The organism is Flavobacterium hydatis, from assembly GCF_000737695.1.
In the GTDB taxonomy this organism is placed as follows: domain Bacteria; phylum Bacteroidota; class Bacteroidia; order Flavobacteriales; family Flavobacteriaceae; genus Flavobacterium; species Flavobacterium hydatis.
In genome coordinates this window covers 42313-57631 of sequence record NZ_JPRM01000013.1, presented here as the reverse complement: position 1 = coordinate 57631, position 15319 = coordinate 42313, and the positions used below count along the sequence as shown (strand labels likewise).

General features: G+C 32.4%; 14 protein-coding genes. 8 read left to right on the top strand and 6 right to left on the bottom strand.

What is annotated here, in order from left to right:
- Positions 1-187: 187 nt before the first annotated feature.
- On the bottom strand, positions 188-1207 hold the full coding sequence (locus IW20_RS09475) for a threonine aldolase family protein (protein WP_035621283.1): 1020 nt from the start codon (positions 1205-1207) through the stop codon (positions 188-190).
- Positions 1208-1603: 396 nt separating this feature from the next.
- On the opposite strand from IW20_RS09475, the gene prfB reads away from it, so the two are divergent.
- Positions 1604-2705, top strand: a protein-coding gene (gene prfB / locus IW20_RS09470) for a peptide chain release factor 2 (RefSeq protein WP_117614470.1) whose coding sequence is annotated in 2 segments (ribosomal slippage) — positions 1604-1666 and positions 1668-2705 — 1101 coding nt in all. Because the reading frame shifts where the segments join, the coding sequence is not laid out codon by codon here.
- A 292-nt stretch (positions 2706-2997) separates the two neighbouring features.
- The gene (locus IW20_RS09465; RefSeq protein ID WP_051885671.1) at positions 2998-4488 is read left to right on the top strand and encodes a hypothetical protein; all 1491 of its coding nucleotides are present in this window, start codon (positions 2998-3000) and stop codon (positions 4486-4488) included.
- 132 nt (positions 4489-4620) lie between these two features.
- Here the strand turns inward: IW20_RS09465 and IW20_RS09460 are convergent, their stop codons facing one another.
- Positions 4621-5529, bottom strand: coding sequence for a phospholipase A (locus tag IW20_RS09460; RefSeq protein ID WP_035621280.1), 909 nt, complete (start codon positions 5527-5529; stop codon positions 4621-4623).
- Positions 5530-5860: 331 nt separating this feature from the next.
- Here IW20_RS09460 and lpxD point away from each other — a divergent pair, with 331 nt between their 5' ends.
- The 6 genes from lpxD to hemN all read left to right on the top strand — a co-directional run bounded on the left by lpxD (position 5861) and on the right by hemN (position 11729).
- Positions 5861-6859 carry a UDP-3-O-(3-hydroxymyristoyl)glucosamine N-acyltransferase gene (gene lpxD / locus IW20_RS09455; protein WP_035621279.1) on the top strand — a complete coding sequence of 333 codons (999 nt, stop codon included), beginning with the start codon at positions 5861-5863 and terminating at the stop codon, positions 6857-6859.
- A gap of 172 nt (positions 6860-7031) precedes the next feature.
- The gene (locus IW20_RS09450) at positions 7032-8660 is read left to right on the top strand and encodes an acyl-CoA carboxylase subunit beta (RefSeq protein ID WP_035621276.1); all 1629 of its coding nucleotides are present in this window, start codon (positions 7032-7034) and stop codon (positions 8658-8660) included.
- A 116-nt stretch (positions 8661-8776) separates the two neighbouring features.
- On the top strand, positions 8777-9199 hold the full coding sequence (locus tag IW20_RS09445; RefSeq protein WP_035621274.1) for a DoxX family protein: 423 nt from the start codon (positions 8777-8779) through the stop codon (positions 9197-9199).
- Positions 9200-9300: 101 nt separating this feature from the next.
- Positions 9301-9654 (top strand): hypothetical protein, encoded by a 354-nt coding sequence (locus IW20_RS09440; protein WP_035621273.1) that lies wholly within the window; start codon positions 9301-9303, stop codon positions 9652-9654.
- 115 nt (positions 9655-9769) lie between these two features.
- The gene (locus tag IW20_RS09435) at positions 9770-10246 is read left to right on the top strand and encodes a hypothetical protein (RefSeq protein ID WP_035621270.1); all 477 of its coding nucleotides are present in this window, start codon (positions 9770-9772) and stop codon (positions 10244-10246) included.
- A 118-nt stretch (positions 10247-10364) separates the two neighbouring features.
- Positions 10365-11729: an oxygen-independent coproporphyrinogen III oxidase gene (gene hemN / locus IW20_RS09430; protein ID WP_035621268.1), complete on the top strand. Its 1365-nt coding sequence runs from the start codon at positions 10365-10367 to the stop codon at positions 11727-11729.
- Positions 11730-11738: 9 nt separating this feature from the next.
- On the opposite strand, the gene IW20_RS09425 is transcribed toward hemN, so the two are convergent.
- The 4 genes from IW20_RS09425 to IW20_RS09410 are packed head-to-tail and all read right to left on the bottom strand — an operon-like array spanning position 11739 to position 15306.
- On the bottom strand, positions 11739-12440 hold the full coding sequence (locus tag IW20_RS09425) for a sulfite exporter TauE/SafE family protein (protein ID WP_035621266.1): 702 nt from the start codon (positions 12438-12440) through the stop codon (positions 11739-11741).
- 35 nt (positions 12441-12475) lie between these two features.
- The gene (locus tag IW20_RS09420; RefSeq protein WP_035621264.1) at positions 12476-12925 is read right to left on the bottom strand and encodes a FixH family protein; all 450 of its coding nucleotides are present in this window, start codon (positions 12923-12925) and stop codon (positions 12476-12478) included.
- A gap of 13 nt (positions 12926-12938) precedes the next feature.
- A complete protein-coding gene (gene ccoG, locus IW20_RS09415; RefSeq protein ID WP_035621262.1) occupies positions 12939-14357 on the bottom strand; it encodes a cytochrome c oxidase accessory protein CcoG in 1419 nt (472 codons plus the stop codon).
- Positions 14358-14361: 4 nt separating this feature from the next.
- Positions 14362-15306, bottom strand: coding sequence for a cbb3-type cytochrome c oxidase N-terminal domain-containing protein (locus IW20_RS09410; protein ID WP_035621260.1), 945 nt, complete (start codon positions 15304-15306; stop codon positions 14362-14364).
- Between the last annotated feature and the right edge of the window lie 13 nt (positions 15307-15319).

Sequence of the window (15319 nt, the reverse complement as noted above, 5' to 3'; positions counted from 1 at the left end):
ACTAAATCAGTAAACTTTGAACCTTTGTTATTTAGTAAGCCTTTTAAAAATTTATGCTATTGCAAAATAGATAATCTTTTTAAATATAAAAAAAAGTTCAAAGACTCAATATTCTACACTAATTAGTAAACTTTGAACCTCTGAACCTTTGTTTCTTTGTACCTTTCCTTAAACCTCTGAACCTTTTCTAAAACTTCTGAAGTGTTTCTAAAACATAAGTATGCATTACTTGTCTATAATCAAGATGCGTAACAATCCTAAGTTTTCCGTTCCCCATTGAACTTATCGAAATATTTTTTTGTTTTAATTTTTCTATCAAAAGCTCATCACTAAAATTTGGTTGCAAAGAGAAAATCAAAATATTTGTCTCTACAGGTTCTACCGAAGCAACCCAATGTTTTGTCAGTAAAACTGCCGCAATTTCTTTTGCTCTCCGATGATCTTCTGCCAATCTTTCCAAGTTATTTTCTAGGGCAAAAATTGCAGCTGCCGCCAAATAACCAACCTGACGCATTCCTCCTCCTAACATTTTTCGGATTCTTAATGCTCTTTTTATATCTGCTTTGCTTCCTAATAACATAGAACCAATTGGAGCACCTAATCCTTTTGAAAAACAAACCGAAATAGTATCGAATATTTTTCCAAATTCTTTTGGATCTTGTCTTTTTGCAACTAAGGCATTCCAAATTCTAGCTCCATCTAAGTGGAATTTTAAATTATTAGCATCACAAACTTGTTTTATTTTTCTTAATTCTTCAAGTTCATAACATGCTCCTCCTCCTTTATTAGTGGTATTCTCCACACATACTAAACTCGTTAACGGACTATGATAAAACTCAGGATCATTAATTGCTCCTGCAACCTGCTCTGCAGTTATCATGCCTCGATGACCATCTAATAAGCAACAAGAAACCCCACTATTAAACGAAGCTCCTCCTCCTTCATAATGAAAAACGTGTGCATATTTATCGGCAATTAATTGCTCTCCGGGTTGTGTATGTAATTTTATTGCGGTTTGATTGGCCATGGTTCCAGATGGAAAAAATAACCCTGCTTCCATACCAAACATTGTTGCTATTCCAGCTTCAAGTTCAATAACCGTTGGGTCTTGCTTGTAAACATCGTCACCTACTTTAGCATTGAACATGTATTGTAACATTTCAACACTAGGTTTGGTAATGGTATCGCTAATTAAATTTATTTCCATATTCTTAAAGACTGTATCTTAATTTCACACAACAAAATTACGTATTACTAATAGTTATTTTGAGCAAGTTTTGATAAAATTTAACTCGTAAATAACATCAGAACCAAATTAACGTATTATTTATAAAAAACATATAAACAGACATCAATAGTTTTAAATAAATTTAAAAATTGGCTAACTAATTTTAAAAAATCATTTCTGTATTATATATATCATCCATTACTTTTTACAAGATATTAATTTACAACATAAACTTTTAGCATTCTTTTTTCTCTAATGAAATTTATTTCCGTATTCTAAAAACTATATCTTATTTTTGTCCAGCATAATTACGTTTTTACTTATATAAAACTGAATTAGCATAATATTTATAAAACATAAAACTACTATTAATTTATGACAACTACCGAACAAATAAAAGGTATTGTAGAGCGCCTTGGTGCGTTGAGGAGGTATCTTTGACGTTGATGCCAAATTAATTGAAATCGCCAACGAAGAGGAAAAAACTTTTGCACCAGATTTCTGGAACAATGCAAAAGAAGCTGAGGTTATTGTAAAAAATCTAAGAAACAAGAAAAAATGGATCGAAGATTATAACAAAGCCATCGAACTTACTGATGAGTTACAAATTGCCTATGATTTTTACAGAGAAGGAGGACTTTCGGCTGAAGAATTAGACGAGCATTATAAAGCCGCACAACAACATATTGAAAACATCGAGTTCAAGAACATGTTATCTGATGAAGGAGATAGCTTAAGCGCCGTAGTTCAAATTACTGCTGGTGCTGGCGGAACCGAAAGTTGCGATTGGGCAGGAATGCTTATGCGTATGTATATGATGTGGGGCGAAAGTTATGGTTACAAAATAAAAGAACTTAACTTTCAGGCTGGTGAGGTCGCAGGAATTAAAACTGTTACCCTAGAGTTTGAAGGAGACTATTCTTTTGGTTATCTAAAAGGAGAAAACGGTGTACATCGTTTAGTTAGAATCTCTCCTTTTGATAGCAATGCCAAACGCCATACCTCATTTGCATCTGTATATGTTTATCCGCTTGTTGATGATAGTATCGAAATTGATATTAATCCTGCTGATATCGAAATTACAACTTCTCGCTCTAGTGGCGCAGGAGGGCAAAACGTAAATAAGGTTGAAACCAAAGTACAATTAGTTCACAAACCAACAGGAATTCAAATTCAATGTTCTGAAACAAGATCTCAACAAGATAACAGACAACGTGCCATGCAAATGTTACGATCTCAGTTATACGAAATCGAATTAAAGAAACAGCAAGCACAACGTGCCGATATCGAAGCTGGAAAAATGAAAATAGAATGGGGGTCACAAATTCGAAATTATGTAATGCAACCGTATAAATTAGTCAAAGATGTTCGTACAGGTTATGAAACCAGCGATGTTGATGGCGTTATGAACGGCGAAATCGATCCTTTCCTTAAAGCATTCTTAATGATGATGGGACAAAAAGAAGAAGACGAATAAATCTCATCTCTTAAACATTTACAAAATACAAACCTCTAAAGTCATTGATTTTAGAGGTTTTTTTTTATAATTCTAAACATCGTTTAAAATATCTAAGCATTAAGATTTTCTTGTTTCAAACAACTTGATTTCAATTCTTACTCACCTCATAAATCACTGTTTTACATTCAAGTATAAATACCTGTTTTTCGTTCAAATAAGAAAAAGTTGACTTTTTCATTGTAAGTTTACTTTACTTTTTTAATAAAACAAATTGATTTACATAAATTAATAGCCCCAAATTATAAATCTTATGAAAACAAAATCAACTTTTTCTACTGTTTTGACTATACTGTCCCTCATAATCCTTGTAATATACAGCTGTGGTAAAAACAGCAAATCCAAAGAAGACAAAACATATTCTAATTTGGAACTTCCAGAAACTAATCGTGCATTTTTAAACCATCGGGATTCAGTACCATCACAACAACAATATAATGCCCCCCTTTTCGTACTCAGTCATGATTACCCCACTAAAGTCAAACCCGTTGTTAACCCTTCTTGGCAACAAGCTCTAAAAGGTCAACCAATCTCTGAATCAAATGCATTTGCTTACATGGATTCATTAAAAAGTCATATTGCTCCAAATATATTGCCTTTTTTCGCAGACAATAAAAAATGGAAAGCTGCAAAATATGGTTGGTTCAATGAACCTTGGTTAGGATTACAAAGAGAGGCTATTTTAGGCGCCTATTTAGGTAATGGAAATCCGGCAAATATGTTCAAAACACTAAAAGAAGATGAAGCAGGATATGCATTAGTTTTATACGATTCTACAGCTGCATATACCTTAGGGCAGATTTGGGGAAAAACTGGTCAAAAAGTAAATCTTGTCAAAGATGCAGCACAATTCAAGGAAGGTAGCATAATTGTGAAATTTGCTTTTTCAAACATCAATTATCCAAACTGGCCAGTACTAAAAAACGCACAAACCTTTAACATTTATGATACAATTGCTACAAAAGAGAACCCAAAATCTGGATATCAGATGCGTAAAGTTAGTTTTTTTCAAATGGATGTTATAGTCAAGGATAGCAAAACATCTCCAAAAACAGGATGGGTATTTTCTACTTTTGTATACAAAATGAATCCTAGAATGGATCCTCCAAAGGACAAAGCTAAAAGATTATTGTGGGATTGGGACAATATGGTACCATTAGGCGCGATGTGGGGTAATGACCCTGCAGTTAATAGTCCTGTTAAACCTCCTTACCCTAAATTATATGAAACAGTAATTAATCCAAATGCACCTGAATACAGTAAAGAAACATTAGGTTGGGGCGGTAGATTGAGTGGACCAAATGATGGAGCTGTTGTTCAAAATGCTTTTGATAGCTCAACAAATAAAAAATATAAAAATCTTGCAGTATCCTCTTGTATGAGCTGTCACAGTCCTGCCCAGGCCCCGCTTAAATCATTCGTATTCCCTGGAAATATGGTATCTGTCACTGTAAATAAAATAGAATATGACACATTGCATATTTACACTCCAGGCAGCCCAAAATGGAATTTATGGTTTAGGGATGATTATGGTAATATCCCTTTTGATTCAGGACCATACCAAGTAGCATTAGACTATGATATGGTCACGGCTCTTCAATCAATTCCTGCTTTTGATTCTGCGCAAAAGGGCAAACAAAACAACATGTATAACTCTCTCGAACAAAAGAAATTAGTAAAGAGAAATGTAGATGCTATAAAAAAATTCAGACTACATAACACTAAGATCGTAGCTAAAAATTAAAAAACTGTTTAAATATTTTGATTGTAAATCCTTTCCTTAAAGCATTCTTAATGATGATGGGACAAAAAGAAGAAGATAAATCTTAATTAAACAAATAGTTAACCCAGTATTTTATGCTGGGTTTTCTTTTACCTATAAGGGTCCGATTAAAGAAACACCAATTCCTACTGTAGTTTGCAAATTATTATAATCGATCAGCGTTTCTCCATAGCCATGTGTAACCAAAAGATATCCTTTTAAATTACCCGCAATGGGATATGACAATGAAAAAGCCGCATTCCCTCTATTTCTATCAAAATTTAAATTATTACTTCCCGTAAAAGTAAAGATGCTTTTATTATTTGTATAAATAATATTTATATCTCCACGCCCTATATATTGAGCAATATCTGGGTTATCATCTTTTTCAGAACGAAGCCTAAGCCAAGGTCTTACATAAACACTCCAATTATCACGATCAAATCCTAGATGAAATATAATCCTATTCCAACTTCTAGAAAAAGGCAAACCTTTTCCGTTTGATTCATGATTAAATGCAACACCAGCCATTCTCATATTAAACCCTAAAACTTTAAAATTAAGTGGATAATTAAAAATAACTTCTGGTTCATAATTAATTTCTCTAAATGGCCTTGACAAACTCTCATTATAGATTTGCCATTGCGATGCTTGCGTATATCCAACCCACAAATCGCCTTTTCCAAAAAGTAGATTATGAAAGATTTTTGTTTTAAAACTAAGCTGAAACTTTGTTTCTATATTATTATAATTCGTTCCTGGAGGCGCAACATATTCTGGCTTTCCGTTTCCAGAATAAGGTTGCTCATTTGGCGAACTATACCAATTAGCAGGCAAAATATAAATAGACTTATATGGAGTTATTAAAAATGTTCCGTTAGAAGATTCTGGAGTTAATTCCCATCTCTCTGATATTGTATGAAGTTTATTAGGCTTACTAAATAAGTCTTTAACCTGAGAATAAGCTAAAAAGGAATTAAATAACAAGAAAAACAGTATTTTTTTAATAGAAAATAATTTCATGAATTTTTAGTTAAATTTTATCATAAAAATACTGCTTAAAAGGCTGCTACATTTATATGTTTACTATTAAATCTTATATCATTCATGCTCATTTCACCTAACCTTTTCATATATAACGGCATTCTGTTATAAAAAAACTAAAAGACAACTTTTATAATAGCAAATCAAAAAACTGTTAACATTTTAATAGATTTAATAACGTTTTTCTAATAATGGAATTGTTATTTTATCTTTTTATTAAAATACATCAAAATATAATTAGGTAATTAAATACTAATTGATTTTATTTGGCAAAAAATACCGCTAATCCCCTAAAACTATAAAACAATAAATGAAATCCTATTCTATCCAAGAGCTTAATGAAGTAATTAATGGTGTTATTTATGGTAATACTTCACAGAACATTACCGCAACAGAACAATTAGACAAAGCCACCAATACCGAAATTTCGTTCATTGGAAATAAAAAATACGAAAAACACTGGCAAGACTCCAAAGCAAGCGTAGCTGTTGTTAATGAAGATATTTCGATAGAACCAGGAGAAAATCGCGCGTTTATAAAAGTAAAAAACGCAGATTTAGCAATGTCTCAAATCTTAGCTCTTTTTGCCCCACCTACACCTATATTCCATAATAACATCCATGTTAGAGCAGTTGTAGACGAGTCTGCAATTATTGGTGAAGGTGTTCGTATTGGTGCAGGATGCTACATTGGTCCTAAAGTAAAATTAGGAAATAATGTAACTGTTTATCCAAACGTTACCATTCTTGACGAATCTACTATCGGAAAAAATACAATTATATGGTCTGGAACAGTAATTCGTGAGCGTTGTCATATTGGTAATGATTGTATCATACATCCTAATGCAACTATTGGAGCTGATGGTTTCGGATTTCGTCCATGTAGTGAAAAAGGATTAGTTAAAATTCCACAAATCGGAAATGTAATTATAGGAAACGGAGTAGAAATTGGCGCAAATTCATGTGTTGATCGTGGTAAATTTAGCTCTACAATTCTTGGAGATGGTTGTAAAATTGATAATTTAGTTCAAATTGGTCATAACAGTAAGCTTGGTAAATTTTGTATCATGGCTGGAAATAGTGGCTTAGCAGGATCAGTAACATTAGGAAACGGAGTTATTATTGGAGGAAGTGCATCGATAAAAGATCATACAACTATTGGCGATGGAGCTATTGTTGGTGCAGGATCTGGAGTTACCGGAGATATTCCTGCTGGCAAAACCATGTTAGGATATCCAGCTGTAGAAGCACGTGACGCCTTAAAACAATGGGCAATCTTAAAACGATTAGTTTGCGATTCTAAAAAATAAAAATAGAATTCTTCATATATAAGAAAAACAGAAGTTCGCTTCTGTTTTTTTTTGTTTATAATTGTCTCTGAACACTTTACAGTTTCATTTTGTAAAACAAATTAATTATACTGTTTATTTCGATCGATTTCGTAAATTAGCAGACACTATTTTGTTAAAAAACTATATTATTATGGATTTAAACTTCAATAAAAACGAAGATCACAATAAACTCTTACTTTCTGAACTAAAACAAAAATTTGCTAAGGTAAAATTAGGCGGCGGCGAAAAACGTATCGAAAAACTTCATGCCGAAGGTAAAATGACCGCAAGAGAACGAATTGATTATTTACTTGATGAAAATTCAAAAAACATAGAGATTGGAGGTTTTGTTGGAGAAGGAATGTACGCAGAACATGGAGGATGCCCATCTGGTGGTGTTGTAGTAAAAATAGGTTATGTACGAGGAAAACAATGTGTAGTTGTTGCCAATGATGCTACTGTAAAAGCAGGTGCCTGGTTCCCAATTACTGCCAAAAAAAATCTACGTGCTCAAGAAATAGCAATGGAAAATAGATTACCAATCATTTATCTTGTAGATAGTGCTGGAGTTTATTTGCCATTACAAGATGAAATTTTTCCAGACAAAGAGCATTTCGGGCGTATTTTTAGAAACAATGCTCAAATGAGTAGTATGGGTATTACTCAAATCGCAGCCGTAATGGGTAGTTGTGTTGCTGGTGGTGCTTACTTACCAATCATGAGTGATGAAGCTTTAATTGTAGATAAAACAGGAAGTATATTTCTTGCAGGAAGCTATTTGGTAAAAGCAGCTATTGGAGAAACAATCGACAATGAAACTTTGGGAGGAGCAACAACTCACTGCGAAATTTCAGGTGTTACCGATTATAAAGCCAAAGATGATAAAGACGCATTAGATAAAATAAAAAATATTGTAGATAAAATTGGTGATTATGACAAAGCAGGTTATAGCCGTATTAAAGCAGAAAAACCAGCGTTAGACCCAAAAGAAATTTATGGTATTTTACCTAAAGCCCGAAATGAACAATACGATATGATGGAAATCATTAAGCGTATGGTTGACAATTCGGAATTTGAAGCCTATAAAGAAGGTTATGGCCAATCATTAATTACTGGTTATGCACGAATAGATGGTTGGGCAGTAGGAATTGTTGCTAATCAAAGAAAAGTAGTGAAAACTGCTAAAGGCGAAATGCAATTTGGCGGAGTTATTTACTCTGATAGCGCAGATAAAGCAACTCGTTTTATTGCTAATTGTAATCAGAAAAAAATTCCATTAGTTTTTGTACAAGATGTAACTGGCTTCATGGTAGGATCCAAATCTGAACATGGAGGAATTATAAAAGATGGGGCTAAAATGGTAAATGCCGTAAGTAATTCGGTAGTTCCAAAATTTACTGTTATCGTTGGTAACTCATACGGAGCTGGAAATTACGCTATGTGTGGCAAAGCCTATGATCCAAGACTTATTTTTGCTTGGCCAAGTGCTGAGCTAGCAGTAATGGGAGGAACACAGGCAGCAAAAGTATTAGCACAAATCGAAGCTTCATCTCTAAAATCAAAAGGAGAAATTGTAGACGAAGCCAAAGAGGCTGAATTATTTGCAAAAATAAAAGCACGCTACGACGAACAGGTTTCTCCATATTATGCAGCTTCCCGATTATGGACAGATGCTATTATAGATCCTCTAGATACACGCACATGGATTTCTATGGGAATAGAAGCCGCAAATCACGCTCCTATCTTAAAACCATTTAACCTAGGCGTTATTCAGGTATAAATACATTTAAACTCTAAAGAAAGATAAAATTACCCAAATCAATTTTACGCTCCTACAAATAACTATGTCATTAAAAATTAGTAACTTAGTGCTATTATTTTAAATAACATAATATCATGGAAAATGTAAAAAATTTAAATAAATGGGCAAATGCGCACACTTATTTACCTGTAGATTTATTACGTATTGCTTTGGGTGTATTTTTATTTATGAAAGGAGTTTTCTTCGTAACAAACATCCAATATTTGCATGATTTAATATCTCCAATTGACAAATTTGGTGGCGGAATGTTTCTTTTACATTACATAGCACCTGCACACATGATTGGAGGCATCATGATTGTTTTTGGGTTGCTTACCCGATGGGCTATTGGTGCACAATTACCCATATTGTTAGGAGCAATCTTAGTGAATTTTATGGGCGAAATGCACTCACAAAATTTACTACTGGCGATTTGTGTTTTTATTGTCTGCCTGTTTTTCTTTTTTTATGGTAGCGGAAAACATTCTGCTGATTATTATTTTAAAATGCAACAATAGTTAGTACAAAATAGCATTTAAAGAACAACATTTGTCTTATCTTATCCTATTTATTTCTTAAAAGAGCACATAAATTGCATTTTATGAATTAGATTTGCCGCATGAATTGGATTCGAAAAACCATCATTTTTGTTGGGCTTTTAATGCTCTTTTTATCTGCTTATTCAGCAGATGAAGTTGCTATTGATGTAATTCAACCTCAAAAAACAGATTCAAATTTTACTCATGATAGTATTCAGGCCTCCGCTTTTATACAACCTCAAGCAGGGTTTCATGTCGTTGCCGATGTAAAGACAAACTATCCGAGTCCTACTCTTACAAAGTGGTTTGATACTTTTTTAATTGTAATTCCAGATTGCAAAATCCAAAAAAGTATATCCAATTTTGCAAACCAAACTTTTAATCAGCGCAAGAAAATTTCAATATTGCTCTACCCTTTCCATTATTTCTGGTGATTTAATTTCATGATTCTATTTATCGAAGATTAATTTCTTCTCAAATAAACAGTTTGCAAACAGCATTCGGTTTAATATTTCATGTTATACAATTAAATTTTAAACACAAACAATAATGGATACATCTGTAACTATAATAGGCATCGCACTTGCCATAATCACACTATTACCTCTTTATTTCTCTTTACGTTCTAATTCGTTAAACAAAGCCAAAATTAAAGCTATAAAAGAAAAACATAGCCAAAATGGAGCTTTTGATTTTGACTTAACAGAATCGCAAAACAAAAGAATTTTAACTATTGACAGAAAGAACAAAGGCTTCTTAGTAATGAACTTTAATAAAGGAAAAGAAGAAGCTTCATTTATAAATTTAAATCACGTTAAATCTTGTCGTTTAGTTCCTACTACCGATGCAGACTCTGATACTATCATAAAAGTTGATTTTGAGTTTCTAGACAAGATATCAGGACAAAAAATTGTAATTCCATTTTACAACATTGAAGACGATCAAATAAGACAAGTTTGCTTACACGAAGATCAACAATTAGGTAAAAAATGGGTGCAAATCATCCAAGATTGTATTTCAAGTTAATTTTAATTCGCTAAAGAGGTTCATTAATGAGCCTCTTTTTTTTGGATTACATTATGATAATTATCATTTTAATCTCTTTGTATTCTAATTAATTTTGATATCCCTTAAATAATGTGCTATGAAAAATTCGTTGATACAAAAATATAATGTTCCGGGACCAAGATACACTAGCTATCCAACGGTTCCATACTGGAATGAAAATGATTTTACCTATCAACTTTGGATTGAATCTTTACAAAAATCATTTGCCGAAAGCAATAAAAAAGACGGAATTAGTTTATATATCCATTTGCCTTTTTGCGAAAGTATGTGTACTTTTTGTGGTTGCAACAAGAGAATTACAAAGAATCACGATGTAGAGAATCCGTATATAGAAGCTGTTATTAAAGAATGGAGTATATACTGCAAGCTTCTTAATGAAAAACCAATAATAAAAGAGATTCACCTGGGGGGCGGAACACCTACTTTCTTCTCCCCTAAGAATCTTGAAGATTTAATAAATGGCATTTTTTCTTATGCCGATAGAGCCAAAGATTACGAATTTAGTTTTGAAGGACATCCTAACAATACTACTTACGAACATTTACAGAAACTATACAATTTAGGCTTCCGAAGAGTTAGTTATGGTGTTCAGGACTATTCCAAAAAAGTACAGAAAGCAATTCATCGTGAGCAACCTTTTCACAATGTAGCCAAAGTAACCTTTTGGGCTAAAGAAATTGGCTATACCTCTATAAGTCACGATTTAATTTTTGGATTACCTTTCCAGGAAGTCGAAGATATAATTGATACTATAGAAAAAACGAATTCATTACAACCTGATCGCCTTGCTTTTTATAGCTATGCGCATGTACCTTGGATAAAAGGAAATGGCCAAAGAGGCTTTAGTGATGAAAACGTTCCTAAAGATGCCGAAAAAAGAAAATTATACGAAATTGGAAAACAATTATTGTATAAAAATGAATATCATGAAATTGGTATGGATCATTTTGCTCTAAAATCAGATGATTTATACACTGCTTTCAAAAGCGGTAAACTACATCGTAATTTCATGGGATATAGCGCTTCTAAAACGCAATTAATGATTGGATTAGGAGTTTCATCTATAAGTGATAGTTGGTATGGCTTTGCTCAAAATGTAAAAAGCATAGAAGATTACTATCAATTATTAGAATGGGATAAACTTCCTGTTGTAAAAGGTCATATACTAACTGAAGAAGACCTTATTATTAGAAAACACATCTTGAATTTGATGTGCAATTTTGAGACAACATGGAATAACGAAAGTGATTATTTTAAAGAAATACCTGAAATCTTAATTCAGCTAAAAGAAATGGAGAATGATGGATTACTTAGTATCAAGGATAAGACTATAAACGTAACTGAAGCTGGTAAACCATTTGTACGTAATATTTGTATGGCTTTTGATTTACATTTAAAGAGAAAAGCTCCGGAAACAAGTTTGTTCTCAATGACAATCTAAAAAAAACTCCTAATGACAATTAGGAGTTTCTTGTACAAATAAGCTCATATTAGACGGAGATAAATAAGGAATCCCTAAACCTAAACCTCTCAAAATAAACAGTACTCCAATAAAAATAGCAACATAAGGAATTGCTTTTTGAATTCTATTTCGAGCAGATTGTGATAAAAGGGAATTAAAATATACCACACTTGTCATTAAGGGAACAGTTCCTAAACCAAACAAGATCATATATAGAATACCCAGTTCAGCACTTTGCATTGCAATAGCACCAAATAAAGCCACATATACCATCCCACATGGTAAAAAACCATTAAGTATACCTATAATAAAAAGGGATTTATAGCTTTTGTTTCTAAAATGCTTCCCTAGATTTGATTTGATTTTTGAAATAAGCCTATAGACAGGTTTTGAAAAATTATATCTAGCAAATATGTTTTCGGGTGTTAAAACTACAATTATCATAATCAACCCAATGAGAATAGATAATTTTTGCTGGATTCCTGCCAGGAAGAAACCTTTTCCTAATAATCCGAAGATTAATCCTATGGTTCCATAAGCAGTTAATCTTCCTAAGTGATAAACTGTAACTTGTAATGCTTTTTTAGCTTTATTATGTTTATCTACTGGCAACATCATGGCAATTGGACCACACATACCAATACAGTGAAAACTACTGATTAAACCGAATATAAAAGCAGAATAGAGCATTGTTTTCTATATTTAGATAATTATGCAAATAACCTTTAGTTAATATAAACAACTTCTTTGGTTAAATACTGTTTACCATTATATTGCCATTCCATATTAACATCCCAACGTCCTTTTATCAATTTCTTTTGAGGAATCAATAATTCTGAATTGGTCAAAGCTAATGCAGTATTAAAATCTAGTTTTTTATTTGATGGGCGGTACATCAATACTTCCCCTTTTATATTTTTACTTTCGAAAGTATTTGGAAAAACAATTTTAACACCATCTTTCATTGTAATAATTGTTGGTTTCTGTTTTAAATCATGCGCATTTTGAATACGCACCATTTCTTCTCCAAAATGTGAATCGTGTTTATAATATTCTTCTACAACCAAATCATTGTCATATTTACTATCTGATTGTACTTTAAAAACAAAGTATAAAATGAAAGTCATAAACAATCCGAATGCAATTACTATTGCTGTTCCCCAGTTAATTTTCATGATATTGTTTTTTTTAATTAAAACTTCTCGGCCCTAAAAAGTTTGTTGATGTTGTTTCTATTAACTTATCTCCATTATAAACACCAATTTGAACCTTGGTCTTATCACTTTCTAAAAGTACTTTATCAATTTCTATAAATAATGTTCCTTGAGAAATTCCTTGTTTAGGAACTTTAAAATTTTGAGTTCCTACATTTTTTATAGTTCCTTTTTGATCAATTAAACCAAAATGAATGTCTGTATAATCATTCATTGTTTTATTGACAATCTTGTACGTATAAATATTACTTATCTTATCTCCTTTATGTTGGAAAAGTTGTCCTGGCAAACGTAAAACTATAGCTTGAACATCGTTTCTTAAAAATAACATTCCAACAAAAATCCCAAGCAATATAATCAATACTGCCGTATAACCTTTCATTCTGGCTGTAAATTTAAAAGGTTCTTTTTTCTCTATTTCATCTTCAGATGCATATCGAATAAGTCCTTTTGGCAAACCTACATTTTCCATGATGGTATCACACTCATCAATACAAGCAGTACAATTGGTACATTCTAATTGAGTTCCATTTCTTATATCGATTCCCATTGGGCAAACATGCACGCATTGTTTACAATCGATACAATCTCCTTTTCCTGTTGCTGCTCTATCTTCTTGTTTATTATATTTAGCTCTACCAAGTTCTTTTTCTCCTCGTACAAAATCATAAGCTACATTAATGGATTTATTATCCAAAAGTACACCTTGTAATCTTCCGTATGGACAAGCTATAATACATACTTGCTCACGAAACCATACAAATACAAAATAGAAAACCGCTGTAAATAATAATAAAGCTATAAAGTTACTTGATTGTTTTATCGGTCCTTCCTCAATCATTAAAAATAATTGATCACTTCCTACCAAATAAGCTAAGAAAATATTGGCTATCAAAAATGAAATCACAAAAAAGATAAACCATTTTGTTAAACGCTTTCTTATCTTCTCCCCATTCCACTCTTGTCTTGCTAATCGAGATTGTGCTCCTCTATCTCCATCAATCCAATATTCGATTCGACGGAAAACAAGTTCAAGAAAAATAGTTTGCGGACAAATCCATCCACAAAAAATACGACCAAATACAACTGTAAATAAAATTATAAATACAATCCCAACGAGCATTGAGATTACAAAAAGGTAAAAATCCTGAGGCCAAAAAGGGAATCCGAAAATATTAAAACGACGTTCTAATATATTGAACATCATAAATTGATTTCCGTTTACTTTTATAAATGGATTTGCAACCAGAATGGCTAGCAAAAAATAACTAACCCACTTCCTATATTCGTAAAACTTACCAGACGGTTTTTTAGGAAAAATGAATTTTCTGTTACCCCCTTCATCAATTGTTCCAATGGTATCTCTAAAAGCTTCGTCTGGTAAATTTGACATTGTATTATTTTTTAACTTGTATACTATCTGTTGTTTGTGTTGCAACTACTGCTGCGTCTGTTTTCGGTGCATCTTTGTCTATCCAAATATCTCCTTCAGGTTCTTTTGGATCTTTTGGATTACTACCTTTTAAAGATAAGATGTAACTTGCTACTTTCTGTATCTCTTTTGGTTTTAACGTTCCTTTCCAGGCTATCATTCCTTTTCCGTCACGCCCTCCATTTGTTACTGTATGGAAAATTTCTTTTATTCCCCCTCCTAAAATCCAATGATCATCGGTTAAGTTTGGTCCAATTTGACCTCCTCCATCAGCTCTATGACAAGCAGCACAATTGGTTGCAAATATTTCTTTTCCTGCTGCAAGATCTCCAGCATCTGTTAATAAAGTAACTGTTTTCTCATCCATTAAATCTGGAGCCGTTTTAAGATACTCATCAACTTCTATCTTGGCTTGCGCCATTTCTTTCTGCAACTCCATTTCTTGGTTGTCTCCACCAAACAACTCGTAACGAGCCATATAAACTACTGCAAAGACAATAGTAATATAGAACAAATAGATCCACCATGGCGGTAAGTTGTTATCTAATTCTTTGATGCCATCATAATCATGATCCAATAACAAATTTCCTTCCGTTTCCATCGGCTCTGTTTTTGTTAACTTTTGCATCAAATTCTTATACCAAGCTCTATCTTTTAAACTCAACTTACTATCAATTTCAAGTTTAGCCTTTTGTTCATCTGTCAACAAATTATATGTTATGCGATCTATAGCACTTACTGTAATTTCTATCGCTATTAAAAGGAAAAGAAATACAAACAAAAAGACAGAAACCATTGGGTATTTTATAAATGCTGGTTTATCGCCCGAGTCTATAAAATATTCCATTGCACCAAAAACGATGAAGAAAATTAGTGGTATTCGTATATATACTGGAATTAATTTTTTCATTTTATATATTATT

Excerpts from the sequence above, each read along its gene's own strand:
- IW20_RS09450 (WP_035621276.1), top strand. The coding sequence starts at position 7,032 with ATGGATTTAAACTTCAATAAAAACGAAGATCACAATAAACTCTTACTT.
- hemN (WP_035621268.1), top strand. The coding sequence starts at position 10,365 with ATGAAAAATTCGTTGATACAAAAATATAATGTTCCGGGACCAAGATAC.
- IW20_RS09440 (WP_035621273.1), top strand. The coding sequence starts at position 9,301 with ATGAATTGGATTCGAAAAACCATCATTTTTGTTGGGCTTTTAATGCTC.
- IW20_RS09425 (WP_035621266.1), bottom strand. The coding sequence starts at position 12,440 with ATGCTCTATTCTGCTTTTATATTCGGTTTAATCAGTAGTTTTCACTGT.
- IW20_RS09435 (WP_035621270.1), top strand. The coding sequence starts at position 9,770 with ATGGATACATCTGTAACTATAATAGGCATCGCACTTGCCATAATCACA.
- ccoG (WP_035621262.1), bottom strand. The coding sequence starts at position 14,357 with ATGTCAAATTTACCAGACGAAGCTTTTAGAGATACCATTGGAACAATT.
- IW20_RS09475 (WP_035621283.1), bottom strand. The coding sequence starts at position 1,207 with ATGGAAATAAATTTAATTAGCGATACCATTACCAAACCTAGTGTTGAA.
- IW20_RS09465 (WP_051885671.1), top strand. The coding sequence starts at position 2,998 with ATGAAAACAAAATCAACTTTTTCTACTGTTTTGACTATACTGTCCCTC.
- lpxD (WP_035621279.1), top strand. The coding sequence starts at position 5,861 with ATGAAATCCTATTCTATCCAAGAGCTTAATGAAGTAATTAATGGTGTT.
- IW20_RS09410 (WP_035621260.1), bottom strand. The coding sequence starts at position 15,306 with ATGAAAAAATTAATTCCAGTATATATACGAATACCACTAATTTTCTTC.
- IW20_RS09460 (WP_035621280.1), bottom strand. The coding sequence starts at position 5,529 with ATGAAATTATTTTCTATTAAAAAAATACTGTTTTTCTTGTTATTTAAT.
- IW20_RS09445 (WP_035621274.1), top strand. The coding sequence starts at position 8,777 with ATGGAAAATGTAAAAAATTTAAATAAATGGGCAAATGCGCACACTTAT.
- IW20_RS09420 (WP_035621264.1), bottom strand. The coding sequence starts at position 12,925 with ATGAAAATTAACTGGGGAACAGCAATAGTAATTGCATTCGGATTGTTT.